This is a genomic window from Pseudoxanthomonas sp. SE1, from assembly GCF_029542205.1.
Classification (GTDB): domain Bacteria; phylum Pseudomonadota; class Gammaproteobacteria; order Xanthomonadales; family Xanthomonadaceae; genus Pseudoxanthomonas_A.
Map to the genome: position 1 here is coordinate 3,303,955 of NZ_CP113783.1, position 20,772 is coordinate 3,324,726.

Sequence of the window (20,772 nt, forward strand, 5' to 3'; positions counted from 1 at the left end):
TGCGAGGTGCGCGAATCAAGCGTCGTCGTACAACGCCGACCAGGCCTGCTCCGCCCTGGCGAGTTGCTGCTGCAGGGCTTCGCGATCACGCCCCAGCCGCGCGGCGAGATCGGTATCGGCGTAGCTGGCGGGATCGGCGAGCTGCGCGTCCACGTCCGCCAGCTTGCCTTCCAGTGCGGCGACCTTCGCTTCCGCCTCGGCCAGCTTGACGGGGTTGACCTTGCGCGCGGGGGCCGGCGCAGGTTTCGGCGGCGGCGCAGGCTCGCTGCGCAGCGGCTTGCTGCCCTGCGCGGAGGCGCGGGTGCGCAGCCAGGCGGCGTATTCGTCCAGGTCGCCGTCGAACGGTTCGACCACGCCGTCCGCCACGCGCCAGAACGTGTCGCAGACCAGGCCGATCAGGTGGCGGTCGTGCGAGACCATGACGATGGCGCCATCGAAGTCGCTGAGGGCTTCGGCCAGTGCTTCGCGCATCTCGAGATCGAGGTGGTTGGTCGGTTCGTCGAGCAGCAGCACGTTGGGCTGCTGCCACGCGATCAGCGCCAGCGCCAGGCGTGCACGCTCGCCGCCGGAGAATCCGTCCACCGGTTCGAACGCGCGGTCGCCGGGGAAATTCCATTTGCCGAGGAAGTCGCGGAACGACTGGTTGCTGGCGTCCGGCGACAGATCGCGGAAGTGGTCCATCGGCGACTGGCCTTCGTGCAGCGATTCCACCGTGTGCTGCGCGAAGTAGCCAATCCGCAGGTCCGGATGCGCCATGCGGTCGCCGGCCAGCGCGGGCAACTCGCCCACCAGCGTCTTCACCAGCGTGGTCTTGCCGGCGCCGTTGGGGCCGAGCAGCCCGATGCGCTGCCCTGCTTCCAGGCCGAAGCCGACATTGTGCAGGATCACCGCATCCGGCCCATAGCCGGCTTCGACATGATTCAGACGGATCAGGGAGAACGGCAGCTTGGCCGGTTCGGCGAACTCGATGCGGAACTCGCGCTCGGCGCGCACCGCCTCCGTGCCAGCCAGCTTGGCCAGGCGCTTCATGCGGCTCTGCGCCTGCGCCGCCTTCGACGCCTTGGCCTTGAAGCGGTCGATGAAGCTCTGCAGGTGCGCCCGCTCGGCCTGTTCCTTCTCGTGCGCGATCTGCTGCTGGCGCAGCTGTTCGGCGCGCTGGCGTTCGAAATCGGTGTAGCCGCCCGTGTAAAGCTTCGCGCCGCCACCGTGCAGGTGCAGTGTGTGGGTGGCGACGTTATCGAGGAACTCGCGGTCGTGCGAGATCAGCAGCAGCGTGCCGGGATATTTCAGCAGCCACTGCTCAAGCCACAGCACCGCGTCCATGTCGAGGTGGTTGGTGGGTTCGTCGAGCAGCAGCAGGTCGCTGGGCATCATCAGTGCGCGCGCCAGGTTCAGGCGTACGCGCCAGCCGCCGGAGAACGACGACACCGGCCGGTGGTGCGTATCGGCCGGGAAGCCCAGCCCGTGCAGCAGCTTGCCGGCGCGCGCCTCCGCGTCGTAGGCGCCGATCTCCGCCATGCGGGTGTGCGCGTTGGCCACCGCCTCCCAGTCCTCGCGCGCGGTGGCGTCGGCTTCGGCCTGCAGCACGGCGGCCACCTCGGTGTCGCCACCGAGCACGAACGACAGCGCCGGGTCGGGCAGCGACGGGGTTTCCTGCGCCACGCTGGCGATGCGCACCTTGCCGGGCAGGTCGAGGTCGCCCTTGTCGGCTTCCAGTTCGCCCTGCACGGCGGCGAACAGGCTGGACTTGCCCGCGCCATTGCGACCGACCACGCCCACGCGGTAGCCCGCATGCAGGGTCAGGTCGACGTTGGACAGCAACAGGCGCTCACCGCGGCGCAGCGCGAAATTACGAAGGGAGATCAAGAAACAACCTAAGGGGATTTGGGGGGAAGCGGCCGCGTAGTTTATCGATAGCGCCTCTGTCCACAGTTGTTAAGAAACCATTGACATCCATGTCATGGCCCTGTAACCAGAGTCTGTAGCGCCTAAGTCCATGGTTTCAAAGGAAACTTTGCAAGCCCTGATCCACTTCAAGCATCACTTCGCAGTCCTTCCCGGAGCTCCCCCCATGACCCGCAAGCTGTCGCCCCTGACCTTCGCCATCAGCCTGGCGCTGGTCGCCCCCGCCGTATCCGCCCAGGAATCCGCCCCTGCCGAGGCGCGTACGCTGGACACCCTGATCGTCACCGGCACGCGCGTCTCAGACCGCACCGTTGCCGAATCGCAGTCACCGATCGACATCATCACGCCGGAGGCTCTGCAGGCCACCGGCACCACCGAACTCGCGACAGCACTGGCACGCGCCCTGCCCTCGCTGAACTTCCCGCGCCCGGCGGTCACCGACGGCACCAGCGGCGTCCGTCCGGCGCAGCTGCGCGGCCTGTCGCCGGACCAGGTACTGATCCTGGTCAACGGCAAGCGCCGCCACATCTCGGCGCTGGTCAACGTCAACGGCAGCATCGGCCGCGGCTCGTCCGCGGTGGACCTCAACGCGATCCCGGTGTCGGCGATCGAACGCGTCGAAGTGCTGCGCGACGGCGCCTCCGCGCAGTACGGCTCTGACGCCATCGCCGGCGTGGTCAACATCGTGCTGAAGGGATCCGGCAAGGGCGGCAGCCTGGTCGCGGACGTGGGCGGTTACTCCGCCGGCGACGGCCGCAGCACGCAGCTGTCGGGCGACACCGGCATTTCGTTCGGCGACGGGCGCGGTTTCGTCCATGTCGCCGGGCAGCTGACCCAGCAGGACGAGACCGATCGCGCCGGCCCCTACCAAGGCACCGCGCCGAACACCGGCAACAATCCCGCCATTGGCGAGGTGGCGTTCGTCTACGGCGATCCCCAGGTGGATGCGGGCGCCGTGTCGGCCAATGCCGGCTTCGCGATCAGCGACACGGTGGACGCCTACGCCACTGCCATCGCCAGCAACCGCGACATCGTGTCGTTCGCCTTCTACCGCTCGCCCAACCACAGCAGCCAGGGCGCGCTCCTGGCCCAGGTTTACCCGGACGGCTACGTGCCGGAGATCAACCAGCTGTCACAGGACCGCTCGCTGGTCGCCGGCATCAAGGGCGATACGGAAAATGGCTGGAAGTGGGACGTCAGCTACAACTACGGCTACAACCACCTGAAGTTCTACACCCAGAACAGCATCAACTACAGCCTGGGCGCGACCAGTCCGCGCCGCTTCTACGACGGCGCGCTGGAGTACACCCAGAACGTGCTGAACGCCGATATCAGCAAGCCACTCGAAATCGGGCTGGCGTATCCGGCCACGCTTTCGTTCGGCGCCGAGTACCGCCAGGAGAAGTGGAACCAGTCGCCGGGCGAGCTGAACTCCTACACGGGCAGCGGCGCGCAGGGCTTCGCCGGTTTCACCCCCGCCAACGCCGTGCATTCGGACCGCGACAGTTACGCGGCGTATGTGGGGCTGGAAGCTGACATGACCGAGAAGTTCTCGGCCGGCATCGCTGGTCGTTACGAGGACTACTCCGACTTCGGCAGCGAGGTATCCGGCAAGCTGTCCGCGCGCTACGCCTTCACCGATGCCGTGGCGCTGCGTGCGACGGTGGCAAGCGGTTTCCGCGCACCAGCGCTGGCGCAGCAGTACTACCAGGTGGTGACCTCGCAGTACAACGCCACACTCGACCGCTTCTTCGAATCGGGCACGTTCCCCGCTACTGGCCCGGTGGCGCAGGCGCTGGGGGCCGATGCACTGACCGCCGAAACCTCGCTGTCCTACGGACTGGGCCTGGTGCTGCAGCCGGTGGACCGCCTGTACGTCACCATCGATGCATACCAGATCGACATCGACGACCGCATCGTGCTCTCCTCCAACCTGCTGCTGGGCGGCAATGCGGCGGCGCAGGCGTTGCTGTCGAGCCTGGGCGTCAACGGCGTCACCAGCGCGCGCTACTTCACCAACGCGGCCGACACCCGCACGCGTGGCGTCGACGTCATCGCTCAGTACACCGTGCCGCTGGCCAACAGCAGCCTCGCCCTGACCGCCGGCTACAACTACAACAAGACCGAGATCCAGCGCATCGCGCCGAATCCGCCGGAGCTGACCTCGCTGGGCGCCAATCTCTTTCGCGTGGGCCGTGACGAGCAGGGCCGTATCGAGGAAGGCTATCCACGCGACAAGACCACGCTGACGGCGGCGTGGAACCTGGCGCGCTGGGACTTCACCTTCGGCGCCACCCGCTACGGCGAGTTCACCACGCGCGTCAGCGAGACCGGTAATCCGGTCAACGACCAGACCTACGGCGCGAAGTGGATCCTGGACGCCTCCACCAGCTATCGCCCGAGCGAGAACTGGACGCTGACGCTCGGTGCGGACAACCTGCTGGACGAATACCCGGACCGCACCATCTTCCCGAACTCGAACAGCGGCCAGTTCCCCTACAGCAGCCAGTCGCCAGGCGGTTTCAACGGCGCCTATGTGTATGGGCGCGTCGCCTACAAGTGGTGAGGCGGCGCATCGCCTGGCTTCTTCGGAACGCCCCGCCCCGAGCGGGGCGTTTCCGTTGCGGCGATGACGGCGGAAACTGGAGAACAACGCGCGCTGCGGCCTGTATACGTTTGCGGCATGGCGCCCGCATCGGCGACACTCGACGGACATGCAGAGGAAACGCGCGATTAGATGCACCATGACGCCGACCTGATCAACATCATCGCGGTAGGCCTCGCCCTGGCCTTCGTGCTGGGCGCGCTCGCGCACAAGCTGCGCCTGTCACCGCTGGTCGGTTACCTGCTCGCCGGCATCTTCGTCGGCCCTTTCACCCCCGGCTTCGTGGCCGACCAGGCACTGGCCAACCAGTTGTCGGAACTGGGCGTGATGCTGCTGATGTTCGGCGTGGGCTTGCACTTCTCGCTGGAGGACCTGCTGGAAGTCAAGGCGATCGCCATTCCCGGCGCCATCGCGCAGATCGTGGTGGCCACGGCGCTGGGCTGGGCGCTGGCATGGGGCATGGGCTGGACGCCGTTGAACGGCTTCGTGTTCGGGTTGGCGCTGTCGGTGGCGAGCACCGTGGTGCTGCTGCGCGCGATGGAGGACCGGCGCCTGCTGGATACGAAGCGCGGCCGCATCGCGGTGGGCTGGCTGATCGTGGAAGACATCGCCATGGTGCTGGCGCTGGTGATGCTGCCGGTACTGGCGGAGACCTTCGGCGAGCGCACCGGCGACACGCCGGCGAGTTTCGGGGCCTTCATGGTCGCCATCGCATGGACGCTGATCAAGCTGGGCGCGTTCGTCGCCTTCATGCTGGTAGTGGGTCGCCGCGTCATTCCATGGACGCTGGAGAAGATCGCCGCGACCGGTTCGCGCGAACTGTTCACGCTGTCGGTACTGGCGATCGCGCTGGGCGTGGCGTTCGGCTCGGCCACGCTGTTCGGCGTGTCGTTTGCCCTGGGCGCGTTCTTCGCCGGCATGCTGCTCAACGAATCCGAGCTGAGCCACAAGGCGGCCAACGACTCGCTGCCGCTGCGGGATGCGTTCGCGGTACTGTTCTTCGTGTCGGTGGGCATGCTGTTCAACCCAGCGATCCTGGTGGCGCATCCTTGGCAAGTGCTGGCCACCTTCGGGATCATCGTGATCGGCAAGTCGGTGGCGGCGTACTACATCGTCAAAGCGTTCAAGCACCCCACCGGCACCGCACTGACGATCTCGGTCAGCCTGGCGCAGATCGGCGAGTTCTCCTTCATCCTGGCCGCACTGGGCGTGTCGCTGAAGATCCTGCCGCCGGAGGGACGCGACCTGATCCTGGCCGGCTCGTTGCTGTCGATCATCGCCAACCCGTTCCTGTTCTCGTGGCTGGACCGCTGGCAGATGAAGCAGGAAGCGCTGGCACCGGTGCCGGCCGAGCCCGAGATACCGCCGGGCCCTTCGCTCGATGTCACCGGCCACGCCATTATCATCGGCTATGGCCGCGTGGGCAGCGAACTGGCGCGCGTACTGCGCGACCGCGGCGTGCCCCTGATCGTCATCGACGACAACGGCGAGCACGTGGCACGCGCGCATGATGCCGGCATCCCCGCGATCCGCGGCAGCGCGGCGGCCGACAGGGTGCTGGCAGAGGCGCATCCCGAACGCGCGAAGATCGCCGTACTGGCCATCCCGCAACCGCTCGAAGCAGGCGAGACCCTGGCCAAGCTGCGCGCACTCAATCCTTCACTGACCCTGCTCGCCCGCGCGCACAGCGAGGGGGAAGTGAAGCATCTGCTGGAACACGGCGCAGACGGCGCCGTGCTGGCCGAACGCGAACTGGCGTTCTCGCTTGCGGAAATGGTGATGTCCACGCCACCGTATCGTCCGCAGCGCACCATCAGCTGATCCTGCAGGTCAGCTGCGGAAAACAGCGGCCTCCGCGGCGGTCTCCGCCAGCACGTCGACCAGCGGACGCGGGGCACCGTACAGATAGCCCTGCACGCGCTGCACGCCCAGTTGCCGCAGGCAGTGCTCCGTGGCTTCGTCCTCGACGAACTCGGCCACCGTGATCGCCCCGAAGGCCGTGGCCACGGCGACGGATGCCTGCACGACCGCATGGTCCTTGCCCAACTGGGCCACGTTGCGCACGAACGAGCCATCGATCTTGATGATATCGACGGGGAGCTCGCGCAGGCGCGCGAAGCTCTGCATGCCGGTGCCGAAGTCATCGATGGCGATGTGGCAGCCCAGCGCGCGCAGGTCGGCCAGGAGGTGGCTGGCGGCGGCCGTGTTGGAGATGGCGGCGGTTTCGGTGACTTCGAAGCACAACGCACTCATCGGCAGCGGCGAGCCGGCCAGCAGGGTTCGCAGTTCCACCTGGAAACTCATCGAGGCCAGGCTCTGGCCGGTCAGGTTGATGGCGATCTCACGGCAGTGCGGCAATGCGGCGGGCGACTTCCGCAGCAGACGGAACAACGCGCGCACGACCGCCAGGTCCAGTTCGGCGCCCCGGCCCGCGGCTTCGAGGGGCGCCATGAAGCGGGCTGGCGACATGATCTCGCCCCGCTCGTCCAGCAGGCGGCACAGCACCTCCCCCATCAGCCCGCGCGGCTCGCCTTCGACATCGGCAAGCTCGCGGATCGGCTGGAAGTACAGCACGACACGCTCATTGCGCAGGCTCGCCAGGGCTTCGGTGGCGTCGTGCAGTTGGCGTCGATGCGTGCGCCGCAACTGGGTATCGCCGATGTCGCTGTAGCGGGGCCTCAGTTCGCCGTGATGGCGCGCCTCGAAGGCCAGGTGCGAAGCCGCGACCACCGCCGCATCGATCACGCTCGCCTGGGTGCCGTTGAACGCGGCCACCCCCAGGTAAGGCAGCAGCCGCATCGGCTGTCCGCCCGCATCGATCTCCGCGTGCTCCACCCGCGCCATCACCCGCTCCCAGAGATCGGCGTCGCGCGAGAATTTCGGCAGCAGTGCGAACTGGCCGGTGCCGACGTAATACGTCTCCACGATGTCTTCCAGGCGACGCGCCGTCGCGTTCATCGCCTGCGCCTGGGTATCCAGTCCGAAGCCCGCGACCAGCGTGTCGGTCTGGTCCAGCAGCAGGTAGCCCAACTCGGTGCGCGCCAGCGGCCGCGCCACGCGTTCGCGCAAGGCCTTGAGGTTGGGCAGACCCGTGATCTGGTCGCGCAGCGTCTCGCTGGAAAGCCGCTCCGCCAGTTCGAAGCGGTCGCGGTTGGTCAGCCACAGGTACATCATCGCCAGGAGCAGGATGTTCAACTCCAGCGTGATGTGCAGCAGGTTGAAGAAACCCACCGGGCTGTTCGCGTATTCGGCCGTACCCGCCACCATGCCCACCAACAGCAGCAAGGTGAGCGAGAGCGCTGCCATGGCCCAGCGCGACGACAAGCGCAGCATGCCCCAGCCCAGCACCAGCAGCAGCGCGAAGCGATAGTCCATGAGTACCAGCCGTGGCGCGGCGCCATCGGCCATGTAGGCCTGCCGCACCAGCACGGCCATCCACAGGCTGAGCACCAGACCGGTCCCCAGCATGACCGGCCACATCCAGTGCGAACCGACATCGAGACGGGGCGTGGGATATCCACGCTCCCGCCACGCCACCACCAGCGGCAACGTCACCACCGCCACGCCGAACTGCTTGGCGAAGAACATCTGGAACGCCGAACTGATGGCCAACGCGGAGGTGGAAATCGCCGCGATGCTGAAGCCGGCGAGGGAGAGCGCCAGTGGATAGAGCAACAGGCCGATCGCGGCGAAGCGGATCAGGTCGCGTCGTTGCACGCGCTGCCCGGGCGCACGCGGCCATCGCATCCATTGCGCGCACACCAGGCTCCAGCCCAGCGTGAACAGATAGCTGGCCGCACCCCACGCCAGCACCGGACCCGGTTGCCACTGGTCGAAATAAAGCTGGCGCCCGGTCCAGCCCGCGAATGTCAGCAGGAAACAGCCGGCCACCACGCGGCGATCGCGTTCGAGCATGGCGATGGCCAGCAGCAGGCCCGCATGCAGGTGGATCAGGGAGGCGTCGGCCTGTTCGCCGAAGAAGTCGATGCGGTAGCTGATGGGGACCTGCTGCAACAGCAGGCACAGCCCGCCCAGCAGGAGCACTTTCGTGCTTCCGTGCAGGCCGCGCGCCTGTATGTCAGCGTGGTCGACCATGCTCACCGAAATCCCATATGCCCCCGGCGCCCAGCATCCTGACATGTAAACGCATGTACAGGGAGTGCTGCGGACACACCGCGCTTTCGCCCGTCCCTGGCGGCTTCGCGCACTTCAGCCGCGGCGTCGCGCGGCGGCAGGAGGAAGAGCTCGCTTCTCCCGCCGCCGTTCAGGCCATCACGACGTCATGCGGGTGAACTCCAGGTGCCCGCCATCGGCGTGCACACGCACGGTATCCCCCGCACCAAAGTCGCCCGACAGGATCTTGTGCGCCAGCGGATTCTCCAGTTGCGCCTGGATCGCACGTTTCAGCGGACGCGCGCCGTACACCGGGTCGAAGCCGACGTTGCCCAACAGGGCCAACGCGGAATCGTCGATGTCCAGCGTGATCTGCCGCTCGGCCAGCCGCTTGGCCAAGTAGCGCGTCTGGATGCGGGCGATCTCGCGGATCTGCGCCTTGTCCAGCGGATGGAACACGACGATGTCGTCCAGCCGGTTGATGAACTCGGGCCGGAAGTGCGCCTGCACCACGCCCATCACCGCCGCCTTCATCTGCGTGTAGCTTTCCGGCGTGTCGCCTGCGCCGCCGCCATCGCTCATGTCCTGGATCAGGCTGGAGCCCAGGTTGGACGTCATCACGATGACCGTGTTGCGGAAATCCACCGTGCGGCCCTGGCCGTCGGTCAGGCGCCCGTCGTCCAGCACCTGCAGCAGGATGTTGAACACGTCCGGATGCGCCTTCTCCACCTCGTCCAGCAGGATCACGCTGTAGGGACGGCGACGCACCGCCTCGGTCAGGTAGCCGCCTTCCTCGTAGCCCACGTAGCCCGGGGGCGCGCCGACCAGGCGGCTGACCGCGTGCTTCTCCATGAACTCGCTCATGTCGATGCGGACCATCGCGTCGCTGCTGTCGAACAGGAATTCGGCCAGCGCCTTGCACAACTCGGTCTTACCCACGCCGGTCGGGCCGAGGAACAGGAACGAACCACTCGGACGGTCGGGATCGGAAATACCGGCGCGCGAGCGACGCACGGCGTCGGAGACGACCTTGATCGCCTCTTCCTGGCCGATCACGCGGCCACGCAGCGACTGCTCCATCTGCAGCAGCTTCTCGCGCTCCCCTTCCAGCATCTTGCTGACCGGGATGCCGGTCCAGCGACTGACGACTTCGGCGATCTCCTCGTCGGTGACCTTGTCCTGCAGCAGGCGGAAGCCTTTCTGCTCGGCTTCCTGCGCGGCGGACAGCTGCTTCTCCAGTTCCGGCAGCTGGCCGTACTGCAGCTCGCTCATGCGCGCGTAGTCCTGCTTGCGCTGCGCGGCTTCCAGCTCCAGCTTCACGCGCTCGATCTGTTCCTTGATCTTCGTGGCGCCGGTCAGCGTGGCCTTCTCGGCCTTCCAGATTTCTTCCAGGTCGTTGAACTCGCGCTGCAGCGATTCGATCTCGGTCTCCAGATCGGCCAGGCGCTGTTTCGACTGCGCGTCCTTTTCCTTCTTCAGCGCCTCGCGCTGGATCTTGAGCTGGATCAGCCGGCGCTCCATGCGGTCCATCTCCTCCGGCTTGGAGTCGATTTCCATGCGGATGCGCGATGCCGCTTCGTCCATCAGGTCGATGGCCTTGTCCGGCAGCTGGCGGTCGGCGATGTAACGGTGCGACAGCGTGGCCGCGGCGACGATGGCGGGGTCGGTGATCTCCACGCCATGGTGCACGGCGTATTTCTCCTTCAGCCCGCGCAGGATGGCGATGGTGTCCTCGACGCTGGGTTCGCCTACGAAGACCTTCTGGAAGCGGCGCTCCAGCGCGGCGTCCTTCTCCACGTACTTGCGGTACTCGTCCAGCGTGGTCGCGCCGATGCAGTGCAGTTCGCCGCGCGCCAGCGCGGGCTTGAGCATGTTGCCGGCGTCCATCGAACCTTCGGCCTTGCCGGCACCGACCATGGTGTGCAGCTCATCGATGAAGAGGATGATCTGGCCTTCGTTCTTGGCCAGGTCGTTCAGCACGGCCTTCAGGCGCTCCTCGAATTCGCCGCGGAACTTCGCGCCAGCGATCAGCGCGCCCATGTCCAGGCTCAGCACGCGCTTGCCCTTCAAACCTTCAGGCACCTCGCCGTTGACGATACGCTGCGCCAGGCCTTCGACGATGGCGGTCTTGCCCACGCCCGGCTCGCCGATCAGCACGGGGTTGTTCTTGGTGCGGCGCTGCAGGACCTGGATGGTGCGGCGGATTTCCTCGTCACGGCCGATCACCGGGTCCAGCTTGCCGATCTCCGCGCGCTCGGTGAGGTCGATGGTGTACTTCTCCAGCGCCTGGCGCTGGTCTTCGGCATTCTCGGATTGCACTTTCTCACCCCCGCGCAGACGGTCGATGGCGGCACGCAGCTTCTGCTTGTCGGCGCCACTGGCCTTCAGCTCCTGGCCGGCGGCGCCGCTGTCGTCCAATGCGGCCAGCAGGAACCACTCGCTGGCGATGTAGGTATCGCCACTGTCCTGCGCCAGCTTGTCGGTGACATTGAGCAGGCGCGAGAGATCGTTGCCGATGGACAGGTTGCCGGCCTGGCCGGTGACCTTCGGCAGCCTGTCGAGCGCTTCGCCCAGCCGTTCGCGCAGCACGGGCACGTTGACGCCGGCCTGCGACAGCAGCGGACGCGTGCTGCCGCCCTGCTGCTCGAGCAGCGCGGTCAGCACGTGGACCGGCTCGATCATGGTGTGGTCGCGGCCCACGGCCAGCGACTGCGCGTCGGCCAGCGCCTGCTGGAAACGCGAGGTCAGTTTGTCCATCCGCATCGGGAGAACCTCAGGAAAAGTAGGGGCCGGCGAATGCCAGCCGATGCTACTCAGATGAGGTTAAATGCTGGTGTTTCAAGACCATTTGAGACCGGGAGACGCGGTAGGGTGGGCGCTCGCCCACCGCCTTCACGACTCCCGGAACGGCGGGCCAGGGCCCGCCCTACGCCTTCTTCTGAAGGGACAATGCGCCCAGCAGCAGGGCCAGTGCAGCATACGCCCCGGCGAACTGCCACAGGATGGTCGCGCGCAGGCCTTCCACGTCCCACGGCAGGTAGATGCCGCCGCGCGGATCCACCGAGTGGATGATGCCGAACAGCGTCAGTACCGCACCCACCAGCAGCGCGACGACGGCACGGCCGTTGCGCCCGTCGATCATCGCCACCAGCGCGGTGGTCCAGATCATCGCGGTGATGATGAAGCCGTTGCCCAGGGTGACGATGGTGGCCAGGTCCGGCAGGCCGTGGCCGTCCACGCCTTCGTACAGGGCGACGAAACGGTCGGGCGCGATCCACGCCGGATTGCCGAACTTGATCGTCAGCAGATAGGCCACCGACGGCAGGAAGCCCAGCGCCACCGCGATGGCGTGCTTGCGCGGCGTTTCGGTGAACGCCTGCACGGTGATGTCCAGGCCCACGTACACGATGATCGGCGCCAGCACCGCCACCGGCAGCCACTGCACCAGCCCCGACACGTAGCCCAGCACGCCGCCCAGGCCGATGAAGAGGCCGGTCAGCAACGTGTAGCCCTTGCGCGCGCCCATGTGCTTGTACGCGGGTTGGCCGATGTACGGCGTGGTCTGCGCCACGCCACCGCAGAAACCCGCGACCAGCGTGGACACCGCTTCGGCCAGCAGCACGTCGCGCGTACGGTAGTCGTCGCCGGCAGCGCGCGCACTCTCGCTGACGTTGATGCCGCCCACCACCATCAGCAGGCCGAACGGCAGCAGCAGCGGCAGGTAGGGCACGGTGTAGGCCAGGCCCTCCAGCCAGCCCAGCGTGGGCAACGGCAGCGTCACCGCCAGCGGCACGGCATCGGGCACCTTGAAGCCGGGTGCGCCGAAGCCAGACAAGCCGAGCGCGTAGTACAGCGTGGTGCCGACGATGAAGGCCAGCAGCACGCCGGGAATCTTCACCGGCAGCTTCCCTTTCGCCACCAGCACGTACAGCAGCAGGCCGAAGGTCACGAAGCCGACGATGGGCTGGCGCAGCGTTTCGATCAGCGGCAGGAAGCCGAGCAGCGTCAGCGCCGCGCCGCCGATGGAGCCCAGCAGGCCGGCACGCGGCACCGCACGCGTGACCGCATCGCCGAAGAACGACAGCACCAGCTTCAGCACGCCCATCACCACCAGCGAGGCCATGCCGAGCTGCCAGGTGGCGGTGGCGGCGGCCTGTTCGTCCATGCCCGCCTGCTTGAAGCCGACGAAGGCCGGGCCCAGCACCAGCAACGCCATGCCGATGCTGGTGGGCGCGTCCAGGCCCAGCGGCATCGCGGTGACGTCGTCGCGGCCGGTCTTCTCCGACAGCCGGTGCGCCATCCACGTGTAGATCAGATTACCGACCAGCACGCCCAGCGCGGTGCCGGGGAACATGCGGGTGAACACCACCTCCGCCGGGAACTGGAAGATGCCGATCAGCGCGGCGGCGATGAAGCCGAGGATGGACAGGTTGTCCACCACCAGGCCGAAGAAACCGTTGAGGTCGCCGGGGACGAACCAGCGGCGCACGGGAGAAGCCGATGCGGTCATGGGAGGCCGAAGAAGGAGAAGGGACAGGAGGGAATGGCGCGCCACAGGATAAGCCCCCTCCCCCGTCCACGGGGGAGGGTGGGGGTGGGGGCGACGGCGCCGACCGGTTTCGGCCTCGCGCGAAGCGTCGCGCTGCGCTTCCCGCGCCCGTCCGTATTTCGCGCGCGCATCATCGTCTGCGCGCGCGCCTGCCCCCATCCCAGCCTTCCCCCGCATGCGGGGGAAGGAGCGGGTCGCCTCAGAACGATACGTCCACCGCGTGCCGCGACCACAGCACCGACTGGTGGCCGGTGGCCTGCTTCCACGCCAGGCGGATCGCCTCGATGTCGGCGCGGCGCTGCGGGGTGTCCTCGTGCAGCACCACCAGCACCTTGGTCTTCAGGCGATTGGGTTCCTTCGCGCCGCGGAACAGCCACTGGCCGTAGGCGTCGAACACGGTCAGGCCGTCCGGAAAGCGTGCGGTCACTTCCTTGTCGAGGAAGGCACGCCAGTCTGCCTCGGTGATCGGCTCGGCCTGCGGGCGGTCCGCCGGTCCCGTCTCTTCGCCAACGCCGAAGTACAACTCGCTGCGCACCCAGCCACTCGCATTGGCGGGACGCAGGGCGTCGCCTTCCAGTGCGGCGCTCGCGGTCGTGGGCGACACGGCGGGCGGCGCGGACGCGCACCCGGCGAGTGCAAGAAGGACCAGCAACCAGACGGCACGATGCGACATGGGAGAACCTCATGGGGGGTGGGCAGGATGAGGCACGGCACCGCCGCGGCCTTATGACGCGAGCGCATAAGGAGATGGGCAGCAGCGATGACGCTTGGTCCGCCGGGGTGGATAATATATCGCTTCATCGCAATCAAGCGATAGACTTTACTCGCTCCCTCCCCTCGCCCCACGAGATTTTTCATGTCCCGCCTTCTCCTTGCGCCGCTCGGCGCCGCCATCGCGCTGGCGCTCGCCCTCCCCGCCACTGCCCAGACCGCGCCCGCCGGCGCCACCGACCTCGATGCCGTCATCGTCACCGGCACACGCGCCACCGACCGCACCGCACTGGAATCCACCTCGCCCATCGACGTGCTGACCGCAGAGGACATCCGCAGGGCCGGCGTGCTCAACGGCGAACTCGGCAGCGCGCTGCAGGCACTGCTGCCGTCGCTGAACTTCCCGCGCCAGTCCAACTCCGGTGGCGCCGACCACATCCGCGCCGCGCAGCTGCGCGGCCTGAGCCCCAATCAGGTGCTGGTGCTGGTCAACGGCAAGCGCCGCCACACCAGCGCGCTGGTCAACACCGACAGCAAGATCGGCAAGGGCAACACGCCGGTGGACTTCAACGCCATCCCGGTCAACGCGATCAAGCGCATCGAAGTGCTGCGCGACGGCGCCGGCGCCCAGTACGGCTCCGATGCCGTGGCCGGTGTCATCAACGTGATCCTCAACGACGCACCGGAAGGCGGCGCCATCGAAGCGAGCTACGGCGCGCACCACACAAAAGTCGAGCCGATCGACCAGACCGTCACCGATGGCCAGACCGGCTTCTTCAGCGCACAGGTCGGCGACCGCATCGGCGATGGCGGCTTCTTCCGGGTCGGCCTGGAGTACAAGCAGCGCGAAGGCACCAACCGCGCCGGCTTCGACCAGATCCCGTTCTTCGAAGAGCAGACGCCCGACAACCTGGCCCTGGCCGGCCAGCGCAATTACGTGCTGGGCGACGGCAGTTCGAAGGACATCAACGCGTGGCTCAACGCGGCCGTGCCGCTGGGCGAATCGGCCGAGCTGTATGCCTTCGGCACCTGGCACCAGAGCGATACCGAAGGCGCGAACTACTTCCGCTACCCCGATGGTGTGGCGAACTGGAAGGAGGTGTATCCGAACGGCTACCGCCCGATCTCGGAAGGCGAGAACCTCGATGTGGCCGGTGTGGCCGGCGTGCGCGGGCAATGGGGCGACTGGGACTACGACGCCAGCCTCAACCACGGCCGCAACGCGTTCACCTACCGCCTGCGCAACTCGCTCAACGCCTCGCTCGGTCCTACCAGCCCGACGCGCTTCAAGACCGGCGATTACGAGTCGGCGCAGACACTGGCGAACTTCGACCTGAGCCGCGTGTTCGGCGCGCATACCTTCGCCACCGGTGTGGAACTCCGCCACGAGACCTTCGAGACCGGCGCCGGCGATCCTGCCTCGTACGCGGCCGGTCCGTTCACCGACCGCCCGACCGGCTCGCAGGCCGGCGGCGGACTGACGCCGCAGGACACCGCCGACCTCGACCGCGACGTGTCCAGCGTCTACGCCAGCCTCAGCAGCCAGTGGGGCGAGAAGTTCACCACCGACATCGCCGCGCGCTACGAGCACTACGACGACTTCGGTGGCGAGCTGACCGGCAAGCTGGCCGCCCGCTACGAGTTCGCGGCCGCGTTCGCCCTGCGCGGCTCGGTGTCGAACAACTTCCGCGCCCCGTCGCTGAGCCAGATCGGTTTCGAGTCCACCTCCACCGGTTACGACGCCTCCGGCCAGCTCACCCAGGGCCGCCTGCTGTCGGTCAACAATCCGATCGCCCGCGCGCTCGGCGCGCAGGATCTGGATCCGGAGAAGGCGCTGAACCTCAGCGTGGGCTTCACCAGCCGCATCGGCGAGCACTTCGACCTGTCGCTGGACGTGTTCCGCATCGACATCGACGATCGCGTGGCGATCACCGAACGCATCAGCGGCGACGCGCTGACGGATTTCGTGCTGGACAACTTCGGCGTGCCCGGCGTGCAGAGCGCCAACTTCTTCATCAACGCCGCCGACACCCGCACCGAAGGCGCGGAACTGGTGGCCAACTGGCGGCAGGCGCTGGGCGACGGCACCCTGCTGCTGACCGGTGCGTACAGCTACGCCAAGACCGAGCTGAAGAACATCGCCGCCACGCCGGCCGAACTGCTCGCCATCGACCCCAGCTACGTGCTGTTCGGCGTGGAGGAGAGCAACACGCTGACCGATGCCGCACCGCGCACGCGCGGCATCTTCACCGCCAGCTGGGACAGCACGGCCTGGTCGCTGCTGGGACGCGTCACCCGCCATGGCAGCGCCAAGCGCGTGTTCAACTTCGGCGGTGGCTTCGAGCCGGAACAGACCTATGGCGCCGAATGGCAGCTGGATGCGGAAGTCGAATACCGGTTCTCGCCGAAATGGAGCATGGCACTGGGCGGCCTGAACCTGACCGACGAATACCCCGACCTGTCGAGCGCGGACATCTCGTACTTCGGCAACCTGCCCTACGACGTGCTGTCGCCCATCGGCAGCAACGGTGCGTACTACTACACGCGGGTGCGCTACACGTTCTGAGATCCACGCGTCATACCGCCTCCCACGTGGGGGCGGCCCCCACTGATCGGACAGGCGCCGCGGCACGGGAACGGGCAGGCAACCATCGCGCGGGCGGCGGCAGGCTGGCCAGCACCCGCGCCGGCGCCCGGACGATCAGACCGCGCAGCAAGGAACAAGCGGCGTGCAGGAAAAAGAACGCGCCGCCACACGCCCGGATGGAGAACGCAGGGATAAGCGCCCCACGCAAAGCCATCCTTCGCAGCGCGCGCGAATGACGAACACCTTGTAGGAGCAGCTTCAGCCGCGACCGGATACCTGCACGCCACAGGAGGCACATGCGCAGCGGCTGCCATCGCCCGCGACAGGCATCATCATGAGCGCGGTCGCCGTGCGGTCGCGGCTGAAGCCGCTCCTACAGGAAACGCGCCCGCTCTTCGTCTGTCGGCACGTGGCACTCGGTCGTCCCAAACCACCGATACCGGTTCCGCGCCACCGAACGGTAGAGCGGATCGCGCACGACGCGCGGCACCACCGCCATCACACCGGCGAGGCGCCACGCGCCGCCCAGCCCGATCAGCACGCGCTGGATCGCGTCGCTGTCGGTCCACGCGTCGTCGCCTTCGACGAGCAGGAACGAGGCCGGATCGTCGGGATCCAGCCCATGCCCGGCCAGCAGCGCGCGCCCTGCGTCAGACTGCATGGCGGCGAAGCGATAACGTCCCACGCGATCCTGCTTCAGCAGGAAGCGCACCCAGCCGTTGCACAACACGCAGATGCCATCGAAGACGATGACCGGGCCATTCGCGCTCGATGAGACCCCTGTCGTCATGCAAACTCTCCATCAAGCTTGATGACTTCCCTCTCCCCGCATGCGGGGAGAGGGTGCCAACGGCGGGTGAGGGGCGAGCGGAGTCCGCCATCCATCAGCCCACTGTACTGATCCAACACGCGACGCACGGACATACCCTCGTCTTGCGAGCGACGAAAAGCGCCCCTCATCCGCCCTCCGGGCACCTTCTCCCCGCGCGCGGGGAGAAGGGCGTCGGCATGCTGACCATCGCAACGGACTCACTCCACATCCAGCCACCCGCGGTAATGCACCAGCAGACCGGTCAACGGCAACGAGGCCCACACGTCGAAACGATAGCGCCCATCCTCTGCGGATTCACGCGCGCCCACGCCGGTGAACCAGCGCGCGGGCAGCGACAGGCCGAACACGCGGACGCGCTCCACGCGCCAAACCAGGGCCCCGTCCACCACCTCCAGCCGGAATCCGAAGGTCGCCAACCCGAGGCGTTCGCACAGCACATCGCCGTCACGCCACAGGCGCGAGGGCATCGCACGTCCGCCGATGAAGCGCGTCCAGCGTTCGATGTCGGGCGAAGCCTCGATCTCCACGCACAGTGGACCGTCGCCGGCGGGCGGAAGATGGGTGGCCGCGGCGACCAGCCGCGACATCCATCGGCGGCCGCGTTCGACCTCGACGCCACCCCGATACCGATTCACGCCTCGCGCCATGTGCAACGCACTTACCGGCGCCGGCAGCCCGTCGAACGCCGGCCCCAGCACCTGTGCGAACAACGATCTTACGGCTGCATCCATGCCAGCGTGGCGATGCGGCCGCTGCGGCCATCGCGGCGATGCGAGAAGAAACGTGCGGGGTCGCTGATCGTGCAGAGATCGCCGCCGTGGATATCGGCCGGCGTCATGCCCTGCGCCACCAGACGACGACGCGCCAGCGCAGGCAGGTCGGCCAGCCAGTGGTCGGGGCGCGTGGGAACGAAGCAGGCCTCCGCGCCGGCATCGTGGCGGACGAACACATCGAACACATCCTTGCCGACCTCGTAGCGCGCCGGCCCCGCGGCTGGCCCGATCCAGACGATGACATCCGCAGCGGGTGTGGTCATCGCGGCCAGCGTCGCTTCCAGCATCCCTTTCGACAGTCCGGGCCAGCCGGCGTGCGCGGCGGCGATTTCCCTGCCGTCCTTCGCCGCGAACACCACTGGCAGGCAGTCCGCCGTGAGGATGGCGAGCACCACCCCGGGCGTGGACGTGACCAGGGCATCGGCGACAGGCTCGGCGGACGCGGGATCGGCAGCTGTCTCCACGCGCAGCACATCGGTGCCGTGCACCTGCTTCAGCCAGTGCGGTGAAGAAGGCAGGCCGGCGAGTTCGGCCAGCTGCGCGCGGTTGCGCGCCACCGTGGCCGGATCGTCGCCATCCGCGGCGTACTTGTTGCCGAGATTGAAGCTGTCGAACGGCGCTGCCGAAAACCCGGCGCCATGCCGCAGCGTGGTGAACGCGTGCACGCCGGCAGGTGCCGGCCAGTCCGCGGCCACCACCGGCGCGCGATTCATCCGCGCTTGGCCTGGCTGTCCGCGCGCAGGGCCGCCAGCAACGCCACCATGTCGGCCGGCACCGGCGCGGTGACCCGCACGGGCTCACCGCTGACGGGATGGGCGAATTCCAGCGTCTCGGCGTGCAGCGCCTGTCGCCGGAAGCTGCGCAGCACGGCGATCAGTTCATCGCTGGCGCCCTTGGGCAGCCGCAGCGGGCCACCGTACAGCGGGTCGCCGATGATCGGGTACTTGATGTGCGCCATGTGCACGCGGATCTGGTGCGTGCGGCCGGTTTCCAGCCGGCACTCCAGCGCCGTGTGCGCACGGAAGCGCTCGCGCAGGCGGTAATGGGTGACGGCGTCGCGGCCGTCTTCGCGCACGGCCATCTTCAGCCGGTCGCGCGGGTGGCGGTCGATCGGCGCATTCGCGGTGCCACCGGAGACCATCGCCCCGACCACCACCGCCAGGTACTGGCGGTGCACGTCGCGCGAAGCCAGCTGCGCCACCAGCGAGGTGTGCGCCGGCACCGTACGCGCCACCACCATGACGCCGGAGGTGTCCTTGTCCAGCCGGTGCACGATGCCCGCGCGCGGCAGTGCCGACAGCGACGGATCGCGGAACAGCAAGGCATTGACCAGCGTGCCGGTCGGATTGCCGGCGCCGGGGTGGACGACCAGGCCGGCCGGCTTGTCCAGCACGAAGACGTGCTCGTCCTCGTACAGGATGTCCAGCGGGATGTCTTCCGGCTCGGCGTGGGTCTGGGTGTCCAGCACCACGTCCAGGCTGGCGGTCTCGCCGCCGCGGACCGGGTCGCGCGGGCGCACCACCTGGCCGTCCAGCAGGGCGTTGCCGGACTTGATCCACTCGGTCAGGCGGGAGCGGGAGAATTCGGGGAACAGTTCCGCCAGGGCGGCGTCGAAGCGCCGGCCGGCGGCGCTGGCGGGCACGATGGCGGTGCGGAGGCTATCGGGGGATTCGGTATCGGTCATGCGGAAAGACATCCAGGGAGGCCATGGTCCGGTCCGTATTGGCCGATTGTTCATGGCGAAGGCGGCGCCTAGGCTATCATCGACGGCCTGTTTCCCTGCCGCGGCCTGCCGCCAGCCCATGACCCAGCGTGCCTTCCCCCGCTTCTCCCGCCCCTCCGCGACCACCCGCCTCGTCCTTCTGGCCCTGGTCATCGGCTTCGCCGGCACCGGCTGCGGCAAGATCTTCAAGAAGAAGGAAGCAGCGGAGAACCAGCCTGTCGAGGTGATGTACCAGGAAGCGCACCAGTCCATGGTGAACAACAACTGGGACCGCGGCCTGCAGAACTTCCGCCGCCTGATCGCCCAGTACCCGTACGGGCCCTATACCGAACAGGCATTGATGGAATCGGCCTATGCCGAGTACAAGTCGGGCAAGCTCGACGACGCGGTCACCACCATCGACCGCTTCATCCGCACCTATCCGACCCATCGCAACGTTCCGTACATGTACTACCTGCGCGGCCTGGCCAACTCCAACCGCGACACGGTGTTCCTGCAGAAGGTCTGGCGCCTGGAAGCCAGCCGCCGCGACCTGGCCACGCCGATGCAGGGCTACAACGACCTCAACCGGGTCGCCGAGAACTATCCCAACAGCCGCTACGCCGCCGATGCGCGCCAGCGCATGACCGTGTTGCGCAACCAGTTCGCCCTGCACGAGCTGGACACCGCGATCTACTACCTGCGCCGCGATGCATGGGTGTCCGCCGCCAGCCGCGCCAAGTACCTGCTTGAAACCTACCCGCAGAGCAGCCACCAGAACGACGCCATCGCCGTGCTGGCCGAGGCCTATACCCAGCTGGGCAACGAGACCCTGGCCGCCGACGCCAAGCGCGTGCTGGAGATCAACGATCCGCAGCACCCCTGGCTGGCCGGAAAGTGGCCGGACTACCCGTGGATGGTGCGTCGCCTGAATCCATTCGGCGCCGAGAAGTCGATCAATACCGCCGACAGGCGCAACGATGACTGATCCAACC

At 67.6% G+C, this 20,772-nt stretch carries 13 protein-coding genes; 4 read left to right on the forward strand and 9 right to left on the reverse strand.

The genetic code is table 11. The annotated features are described in order from the left end of the window. Positions 1-15: 15 nt before the first annotated feature. Positions 16-1,866: an ABC-F family ATP-binding cassette domain-containing protein gene (locus OY559_RS15655; RefSeq protein WP_277727141.1), complete on the reverse strand. Its 1,851-nt coding sequence runs from the start codon at positions 1,864-1,866 to the stop codon at positions 16-18. Positions 1,867-2,071: 205 nt separating this feature from the next. Here OY559_RS15655 and OY559_RS15660 point away from each other — a divergent pair, with 205 nt between their 5' ends. Both OY559_RS15660 and ybaL read left to right on the forward strand, forming a co-directional pair. Then, entirely contained in the window at positions 2,072-4,471 is a 2,400-nt protein-coding gene (locus tag OY559_RS15660; RefSeq protein ID WP_277727142.1) for a TonB-dependent receptor plug domain-containing protein, read from the forward strand. A gap of 171 nt (positions 4,472-4,642) precedes the next feature. Beyond that, positions 4,643-6,331 (forward strand): YbaL family putative K(+) efflux transporter, encoded by a 1,689-nt coding sequence (gene ybaL / locus OY559_RS15665; RefSeq protein WP_277727143.1) that lies wholly within the window; start codon positions 4,643-4,645, stop codon positions 6,329-6,331. 9 nt (positions 6,332-6,340) lie between these two features. Here the strand turns inward: ybaL and OY559_RS15670 are convergent, their stop codons facing one another. The 4 genes from OY559_RS15670 to OY559_RS15685 form a co-directional block, all read right to left on the reverse strand. Continuing rightward, on the reverse strand, positions 6,341-8,605 hold the full coding sequence (locus OY559_RS15670) for an EAL domain-containing protein (protein ID WP_277727145.1): 2,265 nt from the start codon (positions 8,603-8,605) through the stop codon (positions 6,341-6,343). Positions 8,606-8,782: 177 nt separating this feature from the next. Continuing rightward, positions 8,783-11,386: an ATP-dependent chaperone ClpB gene (gene clpB, locus OY559_RS15675; protein ID WP_277727146.1), complete on the reverse strand. Its 2,604-nt coding sequence runs from the start codon at positions 11,384-11,386 to the stop codon at positions 8,783-8,785. A gap of 163 nt (positions 11,387-11,549) precedes the next feature. Continuing rightward, positions 11,550-13,133 carry a SulP family inorganic anion transporter gene (locus OY559_RS15680; protein ID WP_277727148.1) on the reverse strand — a complete coding sequence of 528 codons (1,584 nt, stop codon included), beginning with the start codon at positions 13,131-13,133 and terminating at the stop codon, positions 11,550-11,552. 238 nt (positions 13,134-13,371) lie between these two features. Further along, complete coding sequence (locus OY559_RS15685; RefSeq protein WP_277727150.1) at positions 13,372-13,845, reverse strand: DUF3574 domain-containing protein; 474 nt, start codon at positions 13,843-13,845, stop codon at positions 13,372-13,374. Positions 13,846-14,028: 183 nt separating this feature from the next. Here OY559_RS15685 and OY559_RS15690 point away from each other — a divergent pair, with 183 nt between their 5' ends. Next, positions 14,029-16,449, forward strand: coding sequence for a TonB-dependent receptor plug domain-containing protein (locus OY559_RS15690; RefSeq protein WP_277727152.1), 2,421 nt, complete (start codon positions 14,029-14,031; stop codon positions 16,447-16,449). Between the two features lie 394 nt (positions 16,450-16,843). On the opposite strand, the gene OY559_RS15695 is transcribed toward OY559_RS15690, so the two are convergent. From OY559_RS15695 to rluD, 4 genes are all read right to left on the reverse strand, one after another. Beyond that, a complete protein-coding gene (locus OY559_RS15695) occupies positions 16,844-17,260 on the reverse strand; it encodes a thiol-disulfide oxidoreductase DCC family protein (RefSeq protein WP_277727154.1) in 417 nt (138 codons plus the stop codon). A gap of 239 nt (positions 17,261-17,499) precedes the next feature. Beyond that, positions 17,500-18,033 (reverse strand): DUF4166 domain-containing protein, encoded by a 534-nt coding sequence (locus OY559_RS15700; RefSeq protein WP_277727156.1) that lies wholly within the window; start codon positions 18,031-18,033, stop codon positions 17,500-17,502. Next, positions 18,018-18,788, reverse strand: coding sequence for a peptidoglycan editing factor PgeF (gene pgeF, locus OY559_RS15705; protein ID WP_277727158.1), 771 nt, complete (start codon positions 18,786-18,788; stop codon positions 18,018-18,020). The genes OY559_RS15700 and pgeF overlap by 16 nt, the downstream gene beginning before the upstream one ends. After that, on the reverse strand, positions 18,785-19,759 hold the full coding sequence (gene rluD, locus OY559_RS15710) for a 23S rRNA pseudouridine(1911/1915/1917) synthase RluD (RefSeq protein WP_277727160.1): 975 nt from the start codon (positions 19,757-19,759) through the stop codon (positions 18,785-18,787). The genes pgeF and rluD overlap by 4 nt, the downstream gene beginning before the upstream one ends. A 118-nt stretch (positions 19,760-19,877) precedes the next feature. Between rluD and OY559_RS15715 the strand changes: the two genes are divergently transcribed. Beyond that, positions 19,878-20,765: an outer membrane protein assembly factor BamD gene (locus OY559_RS15715; RefSeq protein WP_277727162.1), complete on the forward strand. Its 888-nt coding sequence runs from the start codon at positions 19,878-19,880 to the stop codon at positions 20,763-20,765. Positions 20,766-20,772 lie beyond the last annotated feature (7 nt).